We start from the raw sequence: 13300 nt of genomic DNA, 5'->3' as shown, positions 1-13300 counted from the left end.
GCGAAGTGCCGGGCTGGAGCGGGGGCGATCTAGGTCGCGGCCGGTTTGCGCCAGACGAGATTATAGGAAGCCGGGCGACCGAAGGCTTCATAGGTCTTCTGGGTGATCGGCTGCCATTGCCGTGTGTAGGCCGCCTTGCTCATATGCCAGAGATCAGGGTCGAGGCGCAGTGCCCAGAGCGGGACTGCCGGGTTGAGGGTGGGGCGGTGAGCGTGCAGGTAAGGGATCAGCGGGTGAATAAAGGCCTGCCGGTGCAATACCACGTCGATGCAGTGCATCGACAGCCCACCGGGTTTGAGGATGCGGTCGATATCGGCAGCGATGCGCCCGAGTGTGGCGTCGTCTTGTGGAGTGTGTTCGAGGGTCGAGATACTGAACACGCCATCGAAGGTGTTGTCTGCCAGTTCAGGAGAAAAATCCCCAATGTAGGCGCGCACCAGCGTGTGGCCTGCCGTGTTGCTGGCGTCTGTTGGTCCCGCGCCCAGTCCTTCGAATTTGTCCAGATTCCAGAATTCGTATTGGCCCTTCAGCGCCTGAATGATTCTGGAATTTCCCCCACCGATTTCCAGCAGGCGAGCGCCCGGTGGGAAGTTGTCGAGGATGAACCAGTAGGTCAGCATGTCCTGGTACACCTTCAGGTCACAATCTTCGATGTTCGCTCCCGCGTGCATGGGCGGCAGTCCGAGCCGAGTGAAGTGGCGGACACGTGAAATCGTATAGTCGGAGAAATCGTCTGCGCGGACCTGCGCTCGCGCCGTCTTGGAGGGCGCCGGCGGGGGAGGTGGGGTAGAAGGCTGCTTCTCGTCGAGGCTGAGATAGAGGCCGGCGACTTCATGGTCCTCCGGGTGGCTCATCATGTAGCCGAAATACACGTGGCGCGCCTGCTCGATATGCCCCTGCACGGTCAGCGCGGCAGTGAAGTTGAGCAGTGAGGTGCGGTCGTTCGGATCGTTCTGGTGCGCACTGGCGAAGAATGACAGTGCGTGTTCCGGTTGTTGATTGATCCACCACAGTACGCCGATGTTGTTTTGCGTGCGGGTATGGTTGGGAACGAGGGACAGTGCGGTTTCGAAGTGCTCTGCTGCCTCATCGAATTCTTCGGCCTCGATTGCTTGCTCTCCCTTGTCGCAGGCCTCGTCGGCCAGTGCCAATGTCTGGCTGGGCGCTAGCGCGTCGAATGGCAGGGCGCCTTGCAGCACCCGTTCCAGAATGGCGTTCTCGAACTGTGCTTGGAGATTCTGCGAGTCCTGGCCGAACTGCGCGAGGATCTGTGGGGAGGTGGCAGCGAGAAAAGCCTTGGCGGCAAGGATATTCTCCGGTCGGAAGAGAACATCCTGCCACTTGTCGACGGACGCCGGGCTGGCTGCATCGTGCTGCGGAATACCGATATTGTCGCCAAAGGCGCCTTTGAAATGCTGTGTGGGGTCGTACCGCAGCATCGCAGGCGTGAAGTCTACTTCGAGAAAATCGCACAGTTTCCGCAACTCCGTTTCAGGCTGCTTGACCAGCGTCTCGTACTGCAGGGTATGGGCCTGGTGACCGAGCAAGGGCAAAGCCTGGGCCAGATGCTCGAACCCGCGGGTTAGATCGCGCTGGTGGTGCGGGCTGGCGAGCGCGTGTTCGACGCTGCCGTTGAACCAGGACTCGGCCACGGAAGCCAGAACGCCGAGCGGGTTGCGGAGCAGAACGACGAACTTTGCCAGTGGGAAGAGCTGCCGTAGTTCCGGGACGATGTAGTGATAACGGGGGGTCTTGTCGAGAAAGTAGCTTGCGCCGCTTGCGGTGCGGCATTGCCGGTACAGGTCTGCTACGAATTGTCGTAGTCCATCGAGCAGCGTGGCCTTGCCCCCGGGGAGTTCAAGAGTGAATTCCTCCACGCCTTGTGCCGCGAGCACGGTGTCGTAATCGGCGGTAACCAGCCTTGGTGAGAGCAGGGTGCTGACAGGGAGCAGAAGCCACGGCTCGGCCGTGGTGTGAATCTCCGGATGCTCCCCCAGCAGGCGCTGCAACAGCGTGGTGCCGGAACGTGGCAGGCCGAGCAGGAACACGATGCCCTTGCCCAGTTTGTGAGCGTGTTCGACTGGAAGCGTGTCTGCCAAGCGCGCCGCGTGCCTTTTCGGTTCCAGCGTTTGCTGAATTTCGTCGATGGTGGTGATGATCTCGTCGTCCCGCCAGGGCTCAGTACGCCAGGTGGAGCAGCGGAATCGGCGCAGCATCTCGAAGACAAGCGGGTCGTCCGTGAGCGAGTAGGGAATCGGCATGCCTGTCGGGACCCGGCGAAGATCGGCATCGAAGCGTCGAGTGCTGGGGCAATGGGTGCCGGTGTCGTCGAAGCCTATGTTATGCACCAGTGAAACGGTGGGGCAAACCACGCGCAGGTCGTCGCGCGCCATGATGTAGTTCATGCGCACGTCACCCGCGTCTAGCGAACCTGCCAATTCACGTTGCAGCATTTGTGCCAGATCGTCCCCTTGCATTTCGAGATGCTTCCGGAATGCAGGAGATTGGCTTGTGTGTGGATAGTCCTCGATGCGACGGGGAATTCTTTCCAGGCTGCGTTTCCAGTAGCCGTAACCCCACCCAGAATAGCGCGGGCTCAGGATGGCGTTCTCCCGGGTAATCCATTCGAAGCGCATCGGTGGGGTATATCCGCAGATGGCGAAGATCCGTTCGTCGTCCTTGAAGCGCTCGAGGCCGTCGTTGAGGAAGCGGAGAAAAGAGGGCGCGACGATGAGGTCGTCTTCCAGGGAGATCACTCTGCCGTATTCGTTGAGCAACTGCATCTCGCCGTCGACCCAGTTGGCGACGCGGTTGTTCATCTCGCGTTCGATGATCTCAACACGGCGAAAGCCGGTGATGGTGCGCAAGTAGCGGCGGACAGCGGCAACGTCCCTCTCATCACCAGGGGCTGGCGCGTCGGAAAAGAAAAAGAGGTCGCTGTAGATTGCCTCCGGATTTTTCTTCAGCGCATCGACAGTCTTTTGCAGGTGCTCGAGGCGGCGATAGGGGCAAATGCAGATCGGGCTGAATGTGGGCATCGCGGTCAGTCCTGTGAAACTTTATGCTTTGGGAGGGCATGCTGATCAAGAAAAGTCTTGACGGTTTCGGCGCTGTTCCACATCAAGACATCGATCACAGACAGAGCTGACTCGAACGGCCAGCCACGGCAAGTGTATTCCATCTGCGGCGGATGTCTGATTGTCAGTCGTATGCTGTGGGCCGCAAAAGCGGCTCGGTCGAACAGACCTTCGCCCCCCGGAGGGTTGACGTACTCGTCCGCGCCGACTGCGGCAGAGATGCGCAAAGCCCAGTCGCCGGGGTGGGTGGTTTCGCCGATGTTCAGGTCCAGGTCGGAGAAATAGCTATGGTGGAATGCAATGCCCAGCCTTGCGCAGATCTTTTCCAGGATGTGGCCGTTGAGGCGCGCAATCGATGGCTCAGGATGGGCTAGGCAATCCATGACCAAATCTACCGTCTCGGAGTAGAAGGGCGCCCGGCGCTTGTAGTGCGTGAGCTGGCCGATCAGGGTCTCTTGCCAACGCAATTGATTGTTTATGTGAATGTCCTTGATTGGTGTGCGGTGACCATGCTTGCATAGAGGCACGATGACATATTGCCAACCAGTTTTCGGGTGGAGTATCCGGTTACGGTTGATCCAACCATGCCGGATGTACTGTGGCGTGTCGAAGATGATCCAGTGGTCGGTGTTGCGGATCAGGTCGAAATACCCAAGATAAGGGAAGAAATATGGCTGCATGACCCCCAGTCTCATCCGGTTCGCTCCAGCTTGGCACGGAGGGTGTGAGCTTGTCTCAAAAGGGCCTCGACGACATCGCAGATTTTGACCACGTCGTCTTCGGTCATTGGGGCGCCGTTTGGAAAAACGATGACATCGCGGCACAGTCGTTCTGTGACCGGTAAGCTGAGTGTCCGGTACGCTGGGTGATCGCGAAAGGGTGGAAGCTGGTGCGTTCCGGGCGCGAAATAGCGTCGGCACATGATGTTTTCAGCGTCGAGCAGCAGGGCAAGCTGGTCGCGAGAGAGTCCGGCGCGCTCGCTATCGATGACGACGGTGACGTACTGGTGGTTGCTGGTGTCATGCGCTTCGGGGGTTAGAAGTCGCATGCCCGGCAAATCCCCGAGCCGTTGTTGATAGATGATGTGACGGGACCGATTGGCGGTGATGTTGCTCTCCAGTTCGGCCAGGCTCAGAAGGGCGAGGCCAGCCTGGGCCTCGCTCATCTTGCCGTTGATACGGGCTGTGACCGCTGCGTAGTGTTCGCCGGGATGGAAGCTGCGGATGGTTCTTGCCCTCGCCGCCAGTTCATCGTCATCGGTTGCAATGCAGCCGCCCTCTGCGGCATTGACGACCTTCGTGGCATGAAAGGAAAAGGTCGCCAAATCGCCGAATTGCCCCAGGGGGCGACCGTGGTGCGTGCAGCCGACCGCATGCGCTGCATCGAACAGCAGCGCAAGCCCGAACTCTTCGGCGAGTGCGGCCAGCGACTCCGGGGCACAAGGTTGCCCCCAAAGGTGCACGCCTGCAATGGCGACGGTTGAAGGCGTGATCAAGGGGCGGGCCTGCTCGGCGGTGAGGGTATGGGTTGCAGCCGAAACGTCGCAGAATACGGGTGTCAGTCCTGCCCAGGAAAGGGCTTGCACGGTGGCGGGGAAGGTAAACGACGGGACGATCACCTCTCCCTGTTCGAACCCGAGTGCGCGGGCTGCGACCATCAGGGCGACGGTGCCATTGCTAACTGCAATTGCATGTTTGACGCCGAGATGTCGGGCAAAGGCGATGTCGAACTCTCTGGCCAGCGGGCCGTGATTGGTGTACCACTGGCGCTCGAATATTCCTCTGAAGGTCGTCTCTATCTTGTCCCATTGTGGCAGGTTTAGTTGGCCGACATGCAGGGGTTGAGCGAAGGTGGGTTTCCCGCCAAACAAAGCCCATTGGTCGGGGTGCTTCATAATTGGGAGCCGCACTGATGAGCGTCGGCCGGATGACGCGCGGCGATTTCTCTACCATGCGAATGCAGGAACTGCAGGAACGCACTGATTGAGGCGATATCTTCGGGCGAAACCTGATTGCCGGCGGGGAGTTGGAGGAAGCGTTGCGCAAGGGATTCGGTCACCGGGAGATGAGCAGGGTCATTATCTGCGACATGCAGAGGTGGACTGTAGTAGGGATTTATGGAGGCTCCCTCCGCTCGTAGCAGGGTGCAGGTGAGATCCCTGCTTAGCGGCCACTCGGGTTCGATATCAGCGATTACCATGGAGTAGTTCCAGGCCTCTGCATCCGGACCCGCAGGTGTAAGCAGACTCAGGCCGGGGATCGCGCTTAGTGCTTCACGATAGAGTGTGAAACGGCGCCGATTCGCATCGATGATGCCGTCAATGTTCTGCAAAGAATGCAGCGCCATTGCGGCGTGAATCTCGTTGAGCTTTGCATTGCAGCCGAGCAAATGCTGCGGGAGGTTGGCGGTGTCCAAGCCATAAGAGAAGTTGCGCTGATGCCGCAGCGACTGCGCCAGTCCAGCGTCGTCGGTGGTGATGTAACCGCCTTCGAAACCGTTGAGGAGTTTGGTGGCGTGCAGGCTGAAGACCTCTGCCTGGCCGAAACCACCCAGACGTTTGCTGCCGTAGCGATTGCCAAGTCCGTATACCGAATCGAAGAAGAGTGGTAGTCCGTGCCGTGCCGCTACCGCAGTGAGTTTGTCGATGTCGCCCGCGCCGTTGATGTTGCACACCGCCAGGATGGAGCGGGTACGATCCGTAATACGGCTTTCCACCGATTCCGGTTCGAGGGTGTGCGTATCAGGCGTGACGTCGGCATAGCATGGCGTTTGCCCCGCCCAGCGTGCGAAATGAGGTAATCCTCGGAAGGCGAACGACGGCATGATCACAGTGCCAGGACGTCCCCCGGAAAAGAGTTGCATCAGCATCATCAACCCAAGTCCGGCGTTGGCCAGGGCGATGACGTGAGCAACGCCGTGGTATGCGGCTAGCGCCTCTTCCAGTTCGCGCACGAAGGGGCCGTCATTCGTTAGGCGGCGTTGCTCGGTCATCGACTTGAGCGCTGCAAGAAACGGCTCTATCGGTGGTGCGTCGAGTTGTCCGATCGATCTGTGCCGCTGAAACAGTGCTGAGCCGCCGAACAACGCCAGTTCGTCGAGGGACCGTTTGCGCGTGACTGTCATAAGGGCTTCAAGCCGGGGTCAGTAGAGCGTCGTAACGATAGGCAGCACCGTAGAATTGCTCTGGCATGCGGAGAATGTGGCAGTTCCAGCCGTGCTCGTTTGCCAGGTCTGCAAATTCGCTTTCTGTACGCCAGATACCGATCACTGAATCCGCGCGACTCTCGATGCCGAGTGTGTACGAGCGCTGATCGAAGTGGCGATGCATTAGTGCCTTGTCGGGCAGGTTTCCGATGTAAAAATGAGTGACGCGGGAAAATCGTTGTCGCAAGGTTGCGAGTAGGACAGCGGCTGCAGAGGAGGGTAGATACTGAAAGGCGCCGTAGCAGAGTGACTTGGTGAAACGCTCGGGGTGTGTGGTGTGCTGAACGTAATCGACCGCGTCCATCAGTTCGTAGGATTCACTCGTGCGGTGAAGGAAATCGCGCCGGGCGATCTTGATGAGTGAAGGTGAGAAATCGATGCCAACGCCGCCGCGACATCGCGATAGGAAATAACGGGTCAGCGCACCGTTGCCGCAGCATAGGTCGAGCAAGCGGTCTTCTTTGCCCAATTCGAGGCCAGCATTGACCGCATCTACAATCATCCCGATCTGTGCTTCCGATACAGGTTTCCCGTTCACGGTTCTGCCGACCTGACGCCAGTAATCATCAGGGGCGCAGCTTTCTGGGAATAGCTTGTAAAATTCGCCGCCTGTGGCGATTGAAGCGTTGTTCATCACATTTCCTTTCGGAGATTCGAAATCAACCATCCGAAAATTGGGACAATTTTATCTACTGTCAAGCCTGGATAGGGGGGCGGAGCGAGGCTGCCACCATCTGTATCCGGGGGTGTCGGCTCAAAAAGTTCATTACGGCCAAGATAACGCTCCGCGACGTTCCGGTTGCTGTCGGCGTAGCGAGCGTAAATACTATTCCGTGTTGTGGTATCCAGCAACGGGAGGGTGTTGAACAGTGAAGTGCCTGCTGCGCTCTCACTGAGTTGCATGAGCGCCTTGTGAAATTGTCGTTTTTCGAAAGTTGGTAAGGGCAGTTGGTTGAGTAAGCGTTGAAATTCCAGAAGGTCGCGATTCAGGGATGGGTTGAAACGCTGTTCGTTGAATCGAAAGCCAGTGTCTGGGAGACTAAGAAAGGTAAGGAAGTCATGGCATATGTCAGTACTGGCAGCATAGGTGCGAATATGCATGTTGGAAAGTCCAAATGCCGACTCCCACTTTGCCAAGGATGTAGTGTAGTCCCAAAGCTCAGCGTTTTGATCAATATGCTGCTCTAGTGTCCCCGCGTAGCCGAGCGCCTTGACCGCTTGGTTGTACCAAGATACGACCATGTCCTCTTGTCGTCGTAGATAGACGACGATTGTGGTGTTCCGAGGATCGATGCCCAGTGCGGCGATGAGTTCGGCAACGATTTCGGCAGAACATAACCAATAGAAATTTTCGCTGCTCAGTATAAGGTCTAGCGGGCTAGCCTGAATTTCCTGTTTGAGTTGATGTGTGAGGGTGTCGAACGAATGTTCGTTCGGGGCGGACCACTCGGGGTACCCACCGCTGCACAGAAAGGCCAAGTCATGGTGGCCGCCGCCACGACGTGCTGTAGCGGGGTAATTGAAACCATGGCTGCGCAAGCTTTCGGCATTCGCCGCTAAAAAAACCTGCAGTGCAGTCGTTCCAGTCTTGGGAGTCCCAATATGAAGGACGCAACGACGCTTCCTAGAAGAGTGCATCTTGTCGACTCAATCGATCTCGGGTTCAATCGTGAATGCGATTCCAATACAGCTCTGGGAATCACCGCAACTTCGATAGAATTGGGAAATCCGTGCTTCTATCCATGATGGATTTCGGGAATCGCGAGTATATTCGGGGTTGCAAGCGCTGTGCGTCAAGTCGAATTGTAAAGCCCCTCGGCATGAAAATAAGGCCCGTGCGAACGGGCCTTATTTGATAAGTTGCGCAGGTACTTGGATCAACCCTGCAGCAGCGACAAAACCTGCTGCGGTAGTGCATTGGCCTGGGATAGCATCGCCGTACCTGCCTGCTGCAGGATCTGCGCGCGGGTCAGGTTCGCGGTCTCGGCCGCGAAATCGGTATCCCGAATCCGAGAGCGCGATGCCGACAGGTTTTCAGACGAGATCTGCAGGTTAGCGATGGTGGTTTCGAATCGCGACTGGAGGGCGCCGAACTTGGCTCGCTGTCCATTCACCGCGGCGAGGGCTGAGTCCACCATTGCCAGCGTGCGCTGCGCCGAATCCACAGAACTTACGTCCAGATCGCTGACCTTTTGCAACTGACCTGCGGCTGCCGTTGCAGTGAAGAAATCGGTCGTGTTCGCAGCGGCAACGCTGAAGGATTTTTCGGAGTCGAGGATCAGTTGACCTGTCGCGACTGCGGTCGCTCCTGCGGCTGTCGAGGTGCCGCCAACGGTCGCGGTCGCCGAGCCGCTCGCCGCGTTCGCGATGGTGATGTTCTCGCCGTTTGCATTCAGTAGCGTGATGCCATTGCCAGCATCGTTGACGCGGGCAGTAACGCCGGTCTTGGAGGCGATATCGTTGAAGGAATTCACGGCGGATGCCAAGCCGTCCTTATCCACCGCAGCGCCCAAGGTGAAGGAGACGGTAACTGCAGTCGAGTTGTCGGAGGTGAGGTCGAACTTGTACGACGTGTTGGCCGCCATCGCGGTCACGTCGATCTCGGTCTTGGCCGAGGCCTTGACGCCAGTAGTGCCGGTCTGACCGTTGATCAGTTCAGCCGCTTTCTTCGCAGAATCTCCCGCGGTGATCGTGACTGCGGCCGAACCGGTGGCGCCGCTGATGGTGATTGCACCGCCGGCGACACGGCTGGTTGCCGCCGCGTTGGAGGCGATCGCGTTTGCGGTGCTGCCCGTGGTGAGGTCGCCCTTGGCGCCTGCGTCCGCGGCCACCGTAGAGCCAATCCGGTAGTTGCCGTACTGGTTGGTGGAGAAGTTTGCGGTCGTCGCTGAAATCGACTGACCTGCGTTGGCGCCGACTTGAAAGGTTGCGGTGCCGAAGGTGCCGTCGAGCAGCTTGGAGCCGTTGAATTCGGTCGTTTTGGCGATGCGGTCGAGTTCGGCCGTGAGCTGATTCACCTCGGCATTCAGCGCCTGACGGTCGGACGCGGAGTTGGTAGCGTTTGAGGACTGCACCGCCAGTTCGCGGATGCGCTGCAACACATCACCCGCGGATTGCAAGGCGCCTTCAGCCGTCTGTGCAAGCGAGATGCCGTCGTTGGCGTTGCGCCGCGCCTGATCCTGTCCGCGGATCTGCGAAGTCATGCGCTCCGAAATCGCCAGACCCGCCGCGTCGTCCTTTGCGCTGTTGATGCGCAGACCCGAGGACAGGCGCTGCAGCGAGGTCGCGAGCGAGCCGGCTGAGGTATTCAGGTTGCGCTGCGCATTGAGCGACTGAACGTTGGTGTTGATGACTTGAGCCATGATTGATCTCCGAGGGTGTCCGTTGCGTTTTGCAGTACGGCCAGCGTTGTCGGAATGCCAGATCCGGGGCAGAACGTGGTCGTGCTTGGCAGTCTCTTAGCGAATATCGTGCCAAGCAGACGAGACCTATTCTAGTGGGGCGGCGAGGCGCGCAAAGGCCGGAAAATGCCGGTTTATTGGTGCCAATTCGGCAAACCTTGCCGGTCTTGCCGCGTTGAGCGTGGGATATTGCCGGTGGCTGAACGCTTGTACCGCAGGGCGAAGTGTGCGGGTGGTAAGCGATGAGGTGTGGGATGTGGCCGTGGATGCCCTGCGTACGCAGCTTTGGATGTAAGCGGTAGGCTACGGGGTGCGACTCTTGCAAGTCCGCAGCAAAGTCCATCATGAACGGGTGCTTGCACATGAAGAATATCGAATCCGAATCCATAGAAATCATCCGCGAGGCAGTGGCGACTGCGCGCAACCCGGTGATGATGTACTCCGTCGGCAAGGACAGCTCGGTCATGCTGCACTTGGCCCGCAAGGCCTTCTACCCTGGTCCGCCGCCGTTTCCGCTGCTGCATGTGGACACCGGCTGGAAGTTTGCCGCCATGTACGCGCACCGCGATCGCATGGTGAAGGAGTCTGGGATGAAGCTGATCACCCACACCAATCCGCAAGGGCTTGCAGAGGGTGTAGGGCCGTTCTCGCACGGCAGCAACTACCATACCGATGTGATGAAAACCCAGGCCCTCAAACAGGCCTTGGATGCCCACGGCTTTGACGTGGTATTCGGAGGGGCGCGCCGCGACGAGGAAAAGTCCCGCGCCAAGGAGCGCGTGTTCAGCTTTCGTGCACCAGGCCACCGCTGGGACCCGAAGGCGCAGCGCCCAGAGCTGTGGAGCCTTTACAACACCCGCATCCAACCGGATGAGACCATCCGTGTGTTTCCGATCAGCAACTGGACGGAGTTGGATATCTGGCAGTACATCCACGAGGAAAACATCCCCATCGTGCCCTTGTACCTGGCTGCTGAGCGCCCGGTGGTGCAACGCGGGGGGCAGTGGATCATGGTGGACGACGAGCGCTTTCCTTTTGCGCCGGGCGAGCAGGCCGAGATGCGTAAGGTGCGTTTCCGTACCCTGGGCTGCTGGCCGCTGACTGCTGCGATCGAGAGCGGTGCCGACACGCTGGAAGCGGTGATTGCCGAAACCTTCAACGCTCGCAGTTCAGAGCGACAAGGCCGGCTGATTGATTCGGATGTGCCAGGTTCCATGGAAAAGAAGAAGCAGGAGGGCTACTTCTGATGAGCATCCTCAAGGCACAAGACATCGCCGCGTTTCTGGATGGCCAGCGTAACAAGGAAACGCTGCGCTTCATCACCTGCGGCAGTGTGGACGACGGGAAGAGCACGCTGATCGGCCGCCTGCTGTTCGAGAGCAAGGCGATCTTCGATGACCAGCTCGCCAGCTTGGAGAGTGATTCGAAAAAGTATGGCACCCAAGGCGAAAGGATGGACCTGGCGCTGCTGGTGGATGGTCTGCAGGCCGAGCGTGAGCAAGGTATCACCATCGACGTGGCCTACCGCTTCTTTGCCACCGACCGACGCCGTTTCATTGTGGCTGACACCCCGGGCCATGAGCAGTACACCCGGAATATGGCCACTGGCGCCTCCACCGCCGACCTGGCAGTGATCCTGATCGATGCGCGCAAGGGGGTGTTGACGCAGACCCGCCGCCATAGCCGCATTGCGGCGATGATGGGCATACGCCATGTAGTGCTGGCAGTGAATAAGATGGATTTGGTGGAATTCCGCCAAGCTACGTTTGATGCCATCGTTGCCGACTACCGGGCGTTTGCCGCCGGTTTGGGATTTGCCAGCGTGCAACCGATTCCGCTTTCGGGCCTGGACGGTGACAACGTATTGCAAGAGAGTTTGCACGCCCCCTGGTACGACGGTCCGAGCCTGATGACTTACCTGGACACAGTGGACGTGCGTGACACCCGTGACCGCCACGCCTTCCGGATGCCGGTACAGTGGGTCAATCGCCCGAATCTGGACTTCCGCGGTTTCTGCGGTCGAGTCGCTGAGGGCCAGGTGCGCCCGGGTGACGTGGTGCGCGTGTTGCCTTCGGGTGTCCAGACCCGGGTCAAGGCCGTCATTGCCGGCTTCGACCAAGTTGAAGTTGGTCATAGTGGCGACGCCATTGCCCTGACCCTGACCGAAGAGGTGGACGCCAGCCGGGGTGACGTGCTGGTCGCGGCTGAGAACCCACCCGAGGTGGCCGACCAGTTCGAGGCGCGTTTGCTGTGGATGCACGAGCACGCGATGACACCGGGGCGGCCCTACCTGATGAAGCTCGCGACGAAGGAGGTGACGGCCACCGTAACCGAGATCAAGTACCGCGAGGATGTGAATACGGGTGCGCACCTTGCCGCCAAGACGCTGGGGCTGAACGAGATCGGGACGGTGAATCTGTCGACCAGTGTGCCGCTGGTGTTTGAGCCGTACGGCGTGAACCGGGTGTTGGGTAGCTTCATCCTGATCGACAAGCGGACCTTCGAGACGGTGGGTGCTGGCATGATCGACTTTGCGCTGCGCCGAGCCAGCAACATCCACTGGCAGGCGCTGGAGCTGAACAAGGCGTCCCGGTCTGCGCAGAAGAATCAAACGCCAAGGTGCATCTGGTTTACCGGTCTGTCGGGGTCTGGAAAGACGACGATTGCCAACCTGCTGGAAAAGCGCCTGCACGCGGAGGGTAAACACACCTATCTGCTCGATGGCGACAACGTGCGCCACGGTTTGAATCGCGATCTGGGCTTTACCGAAGCCGACCGGGTGGAGAACATCCGTCGGGTAGCTGAGGTGGCGAAGCTGATGGTGGATGCGGGCATCATCGTGCTGGCGGCGTTCATCTCCCCCTTTCGCAGCGAGCGGCGCATGGCGCGTGAGCTGTTTGAGGAAGGGGAGTTCATCGAAGTGTTTGTCGATACGCCGATTGCCGAGTGCGAGGAGCGTGACGTGAAGGGTCTGTACGCCAAGGCGCGCAGGGGCGAGTTGAAGAATTTCACGGGCGTCGACAGTCCTTATGAGCCCCCCGAGACGCCTGAAGTGCGGTTGTTGACTGCCAAGCACAGCCCGCAGGACTGTGTGGAGCAACTGCTGACCGTGCTCAACCGGTCGTAGGTCATGGCTCAGTCCAGAGGAATGACGATGACGGTTCGCCTGAACGAGACGCTCAGCGAGTTCGTGGCAGCGAAGGTGGGCGAGCAGGGGGATTACGAGGACATCAGCGAGTACGCCCGCGACCTGATCCGCCGCGACAAGACGTGTCTGGAGCAGGCGATGGAAGAGCGGCTCAGGATCGAACTTGCCCATGCCTTCGCGGCGCCGGAGTCGGCCTATACGCGCCTGACTGCGGGCGACGTGATCGCGCGTAACAAGGCTTGATTGCGATGGCGCAAGTCCGCGTCCAGGAAGCTGCGTCCTATCGCCTTGACGAAATCTATCGCTATACGCGGGACCGCTGTGGGGTTGAGCAGGCGGACCGCTACATCAACGGCCTGTTCGACGCCTTCGAGGGGCATCGAAGCTCACCGGGTGGCGTCGCGCCCCGTTCCGGCCAACTTCGGCGTCGAGGGGTTCTACTTCCGCTACGAGCGCCATTTTGTCTACTG

The 13300-nt window shown here is 59.3% G+C and carries 9 protein-coding genes and 1 pseudogene; 3 read left to right on the top strand and 7 right to left on the bottom strand.

The window, feature by feature from the left end; translation table 11 throughout:
- Nucleotides 1-29 precede the first annotated feature (29 nt).
- The 7 genes from ACNKW1_RS02025 to ACNKW1_RS01995 form a co-directional block, all read right to left on the bottom strand.
- A complete protein-coding gene (locus ACNKW1_RS02025; protein ID WP_418362926.1) occupies nucleotides 30-3038 on the bottom strand; it encodes a sulfotransferase in 3009 nt (1002 codons plus the stop codon).
- Nucleotides 3039-3043: 5 nt separating this feature from the next.
- Nucleotides 3044-3757 carry a WbqC family protein gene (locus ACNKW1_RS02020; protein ID WP_418362925.1) on the bottom strand — a complete coding sequence of 238 codons (714 nt, stop codon included), beginning with the start codon at nucleotides 3755-3757 and terminating at the stop codon, nucleotides 3044-3046.
- Between the two features lie 11 nt (nucleotides 3758-3768).
- Entirely contained in the window at nucleotides 3769-4971 is a 1203-nt protein-coding gene (locus ACNKW1_RS02015) for an aminotransferase class I/II-fold pyridoxal phosphate-dependent enzyme (protein ID WP_418362924.1), read from the bottom strand.
- Nucleotides 4968-6200, bottom strand: coding sequence for an aminotransferase class I/II-fold pyridoxal phosphate-dependent enzyme (locus tag ACNKW1_RS02010; protein ID WP_418362923.1), 1233 nt, complete (start codon nucleotides 6198-6200; stop codon nucleotides 4968-4970). Before ACNKW1_RS02010 ends, ACNKW1_RS02015 begins: the two co-directional genes overlap by 4 nt.
- A 7-nt stretch (nucleotides 6201-6207) precedes the next feature.
- Nucleotides 6208-6915: a class I SAM-dependent methyltransferase gene (locus tag ACNKW1_RS02005; protein ID WP_418362922.1), complete on the bottom strand. Its 708-nt coding sequence runs from the start codon at nucleotides 6913-6915 to the stop codon at nucleotides 6208-6210.
- Nucleotides 6915-7919 (bottom strand): hypothetical protein, encoded by a 1005-nt coding sequence (locus tag ACNKW1_RS02000; protein WP_418362921.1) that lies wholly within the window; start codon nucleotides 7917-7919, stop codon nucleotides 6915-6917. The genes ACNKW1_RS02005 and ACNKW1_RS02000 overlap by 1 nt, the downstream gene beginning before the upstream one ends.
- 239 nt (nucleotides 7920-8158) lie before the next feature.
- Nucleotides 8159-9643, bottom strand: a complete 1485-nt coding sequence (locus ACNKW1_RS01995; protein ID WP_418362920.1) for a flagellin — start codon at nucleotides 9641-9643, stop codon at nucleotides 8159-8161.
- 374 nt (nucleotides 9644-10017) lie between these two features.
- Between ACNKW1_RS01995 and cysD the strand changes: the two are divergent.
- The 3 genes and pseudogenes from cysD to ACNKW1_RS01980 form a co-directional block, all read left to right on the top strand.
- Nucleotides 10018-10929 (top strand): annotated as a pseudogene (gene cysD / locus ACNKW1_RS01990) (sulfate adenylyltransferase subunit CysD); the annotation flags it as partial.
- Nucleotides 10929-12809: a sulfate adenylyltransferase subunit CysN gene (gene cysN, locus ACNKW1_RS01985; RefSeq protein WP_418362919.1), complete on the top strand. Its 1881-nt coding sequence runs from the start codon at nucleotides 10929-10931 to the stop codon at nucleotides 12807-12809. The pseudogene cysD and the gene cysN, both read left to right, overlap by 1 nt.
- Before the next feature lie 27 nt (nucleotides 12810-12836).
- The gene (locus ACNKW1_RS01980) at nucleotides 12837-13073 is read left to right on the top strand and encodes a ribbon-helix-helix domain-containing protein (RefSeq protein WP_418362918.1); all 237 of its coding nucleotides are present in this window, start codon (nucleotides 12837-12839) and stop codon (nucleotides 13071-13073) included.
- Nucleotides 13074-13300 lie beyond the last annotated feature (227 nt).

It is taken from the genome of Thauera sp. WH-2 (genome assembly GCF_048321015.1).
Taxonomy (GTDB): Bacteria; Pseudomonadota; Gammaproteobacteria; order Burkholderiales; family Rhodocyclaceae; genus Thauera.
The sequence above is the reverse complement of the archived record's forward strand: the minus strand, read 5'-3'. Positions and strand labels throughout refer to the sequence as shown.

Coding starts and splice junctions, on each gene's coding strand:
- ACNKW1_RS02010 (WP_418362923.1), bottom strand. CDS start 6,200: ATGACAGTCACGCGCAAACGGTCCCTCGACGAACTGGCGTTGTTCGGC.
- ACNKW1_RS02025 (WP_418362926.1), bottom strand. CDS start 3,038: ATGCCCACATTCAGCCCGATCTGCATTTGCCCCTATCGCCGCCTCGAG.
- ACNKW1_RS02015 (WP_418362924.1), bottom strand. CDS start 4,971: ATGAAGCACCCCGACCAATGGGCTTTGTTTGGCGGGAAACCCACCTTC.
- ACNKW1_RS02000 (WP_418362921.1), bottom strand. CDS start 7,919: ATGCACTCTTCTAGGAAGCGTCGTTGCGTCCTTCATATTGGGACTCCC.
- ACNKW1_RS02005 (WP_418362922.1), bottom strand. CDS start 6,915: ATGAACAACGCTTCAATCGCCACAGGCGGCGAATTTTACAAGCTATTC.
- ACNKW1_RS01995 (WP_418362920.1), bottom strand. CDS start 9,643: ATGGCTCAAGTCATCAACACCAACGTTCAGTCGCTCAATGCGCAGCGC.
- ACNKW1_RS02020 (WP_418362925.1), bottom strand. CDS start 3,757: ATGCAGCCATATTTCTTCCCTTATCTTGGGTATTTCGACCTGATCCGC.
- cysN (WP_418362919.1), top strand. CDS start 10,929: ATGAGCATCCTCAAGGCACAAGACATCGCCGCGTTTCTGGATGGCCAG.
- ACNKW1_RS01980 (WP_418362918.1), top strand. CDS start 12,837: ATGACGGTTCGCCTGAACGAGACGCTCAGCGAGTTCGTGGCAGCGAAG.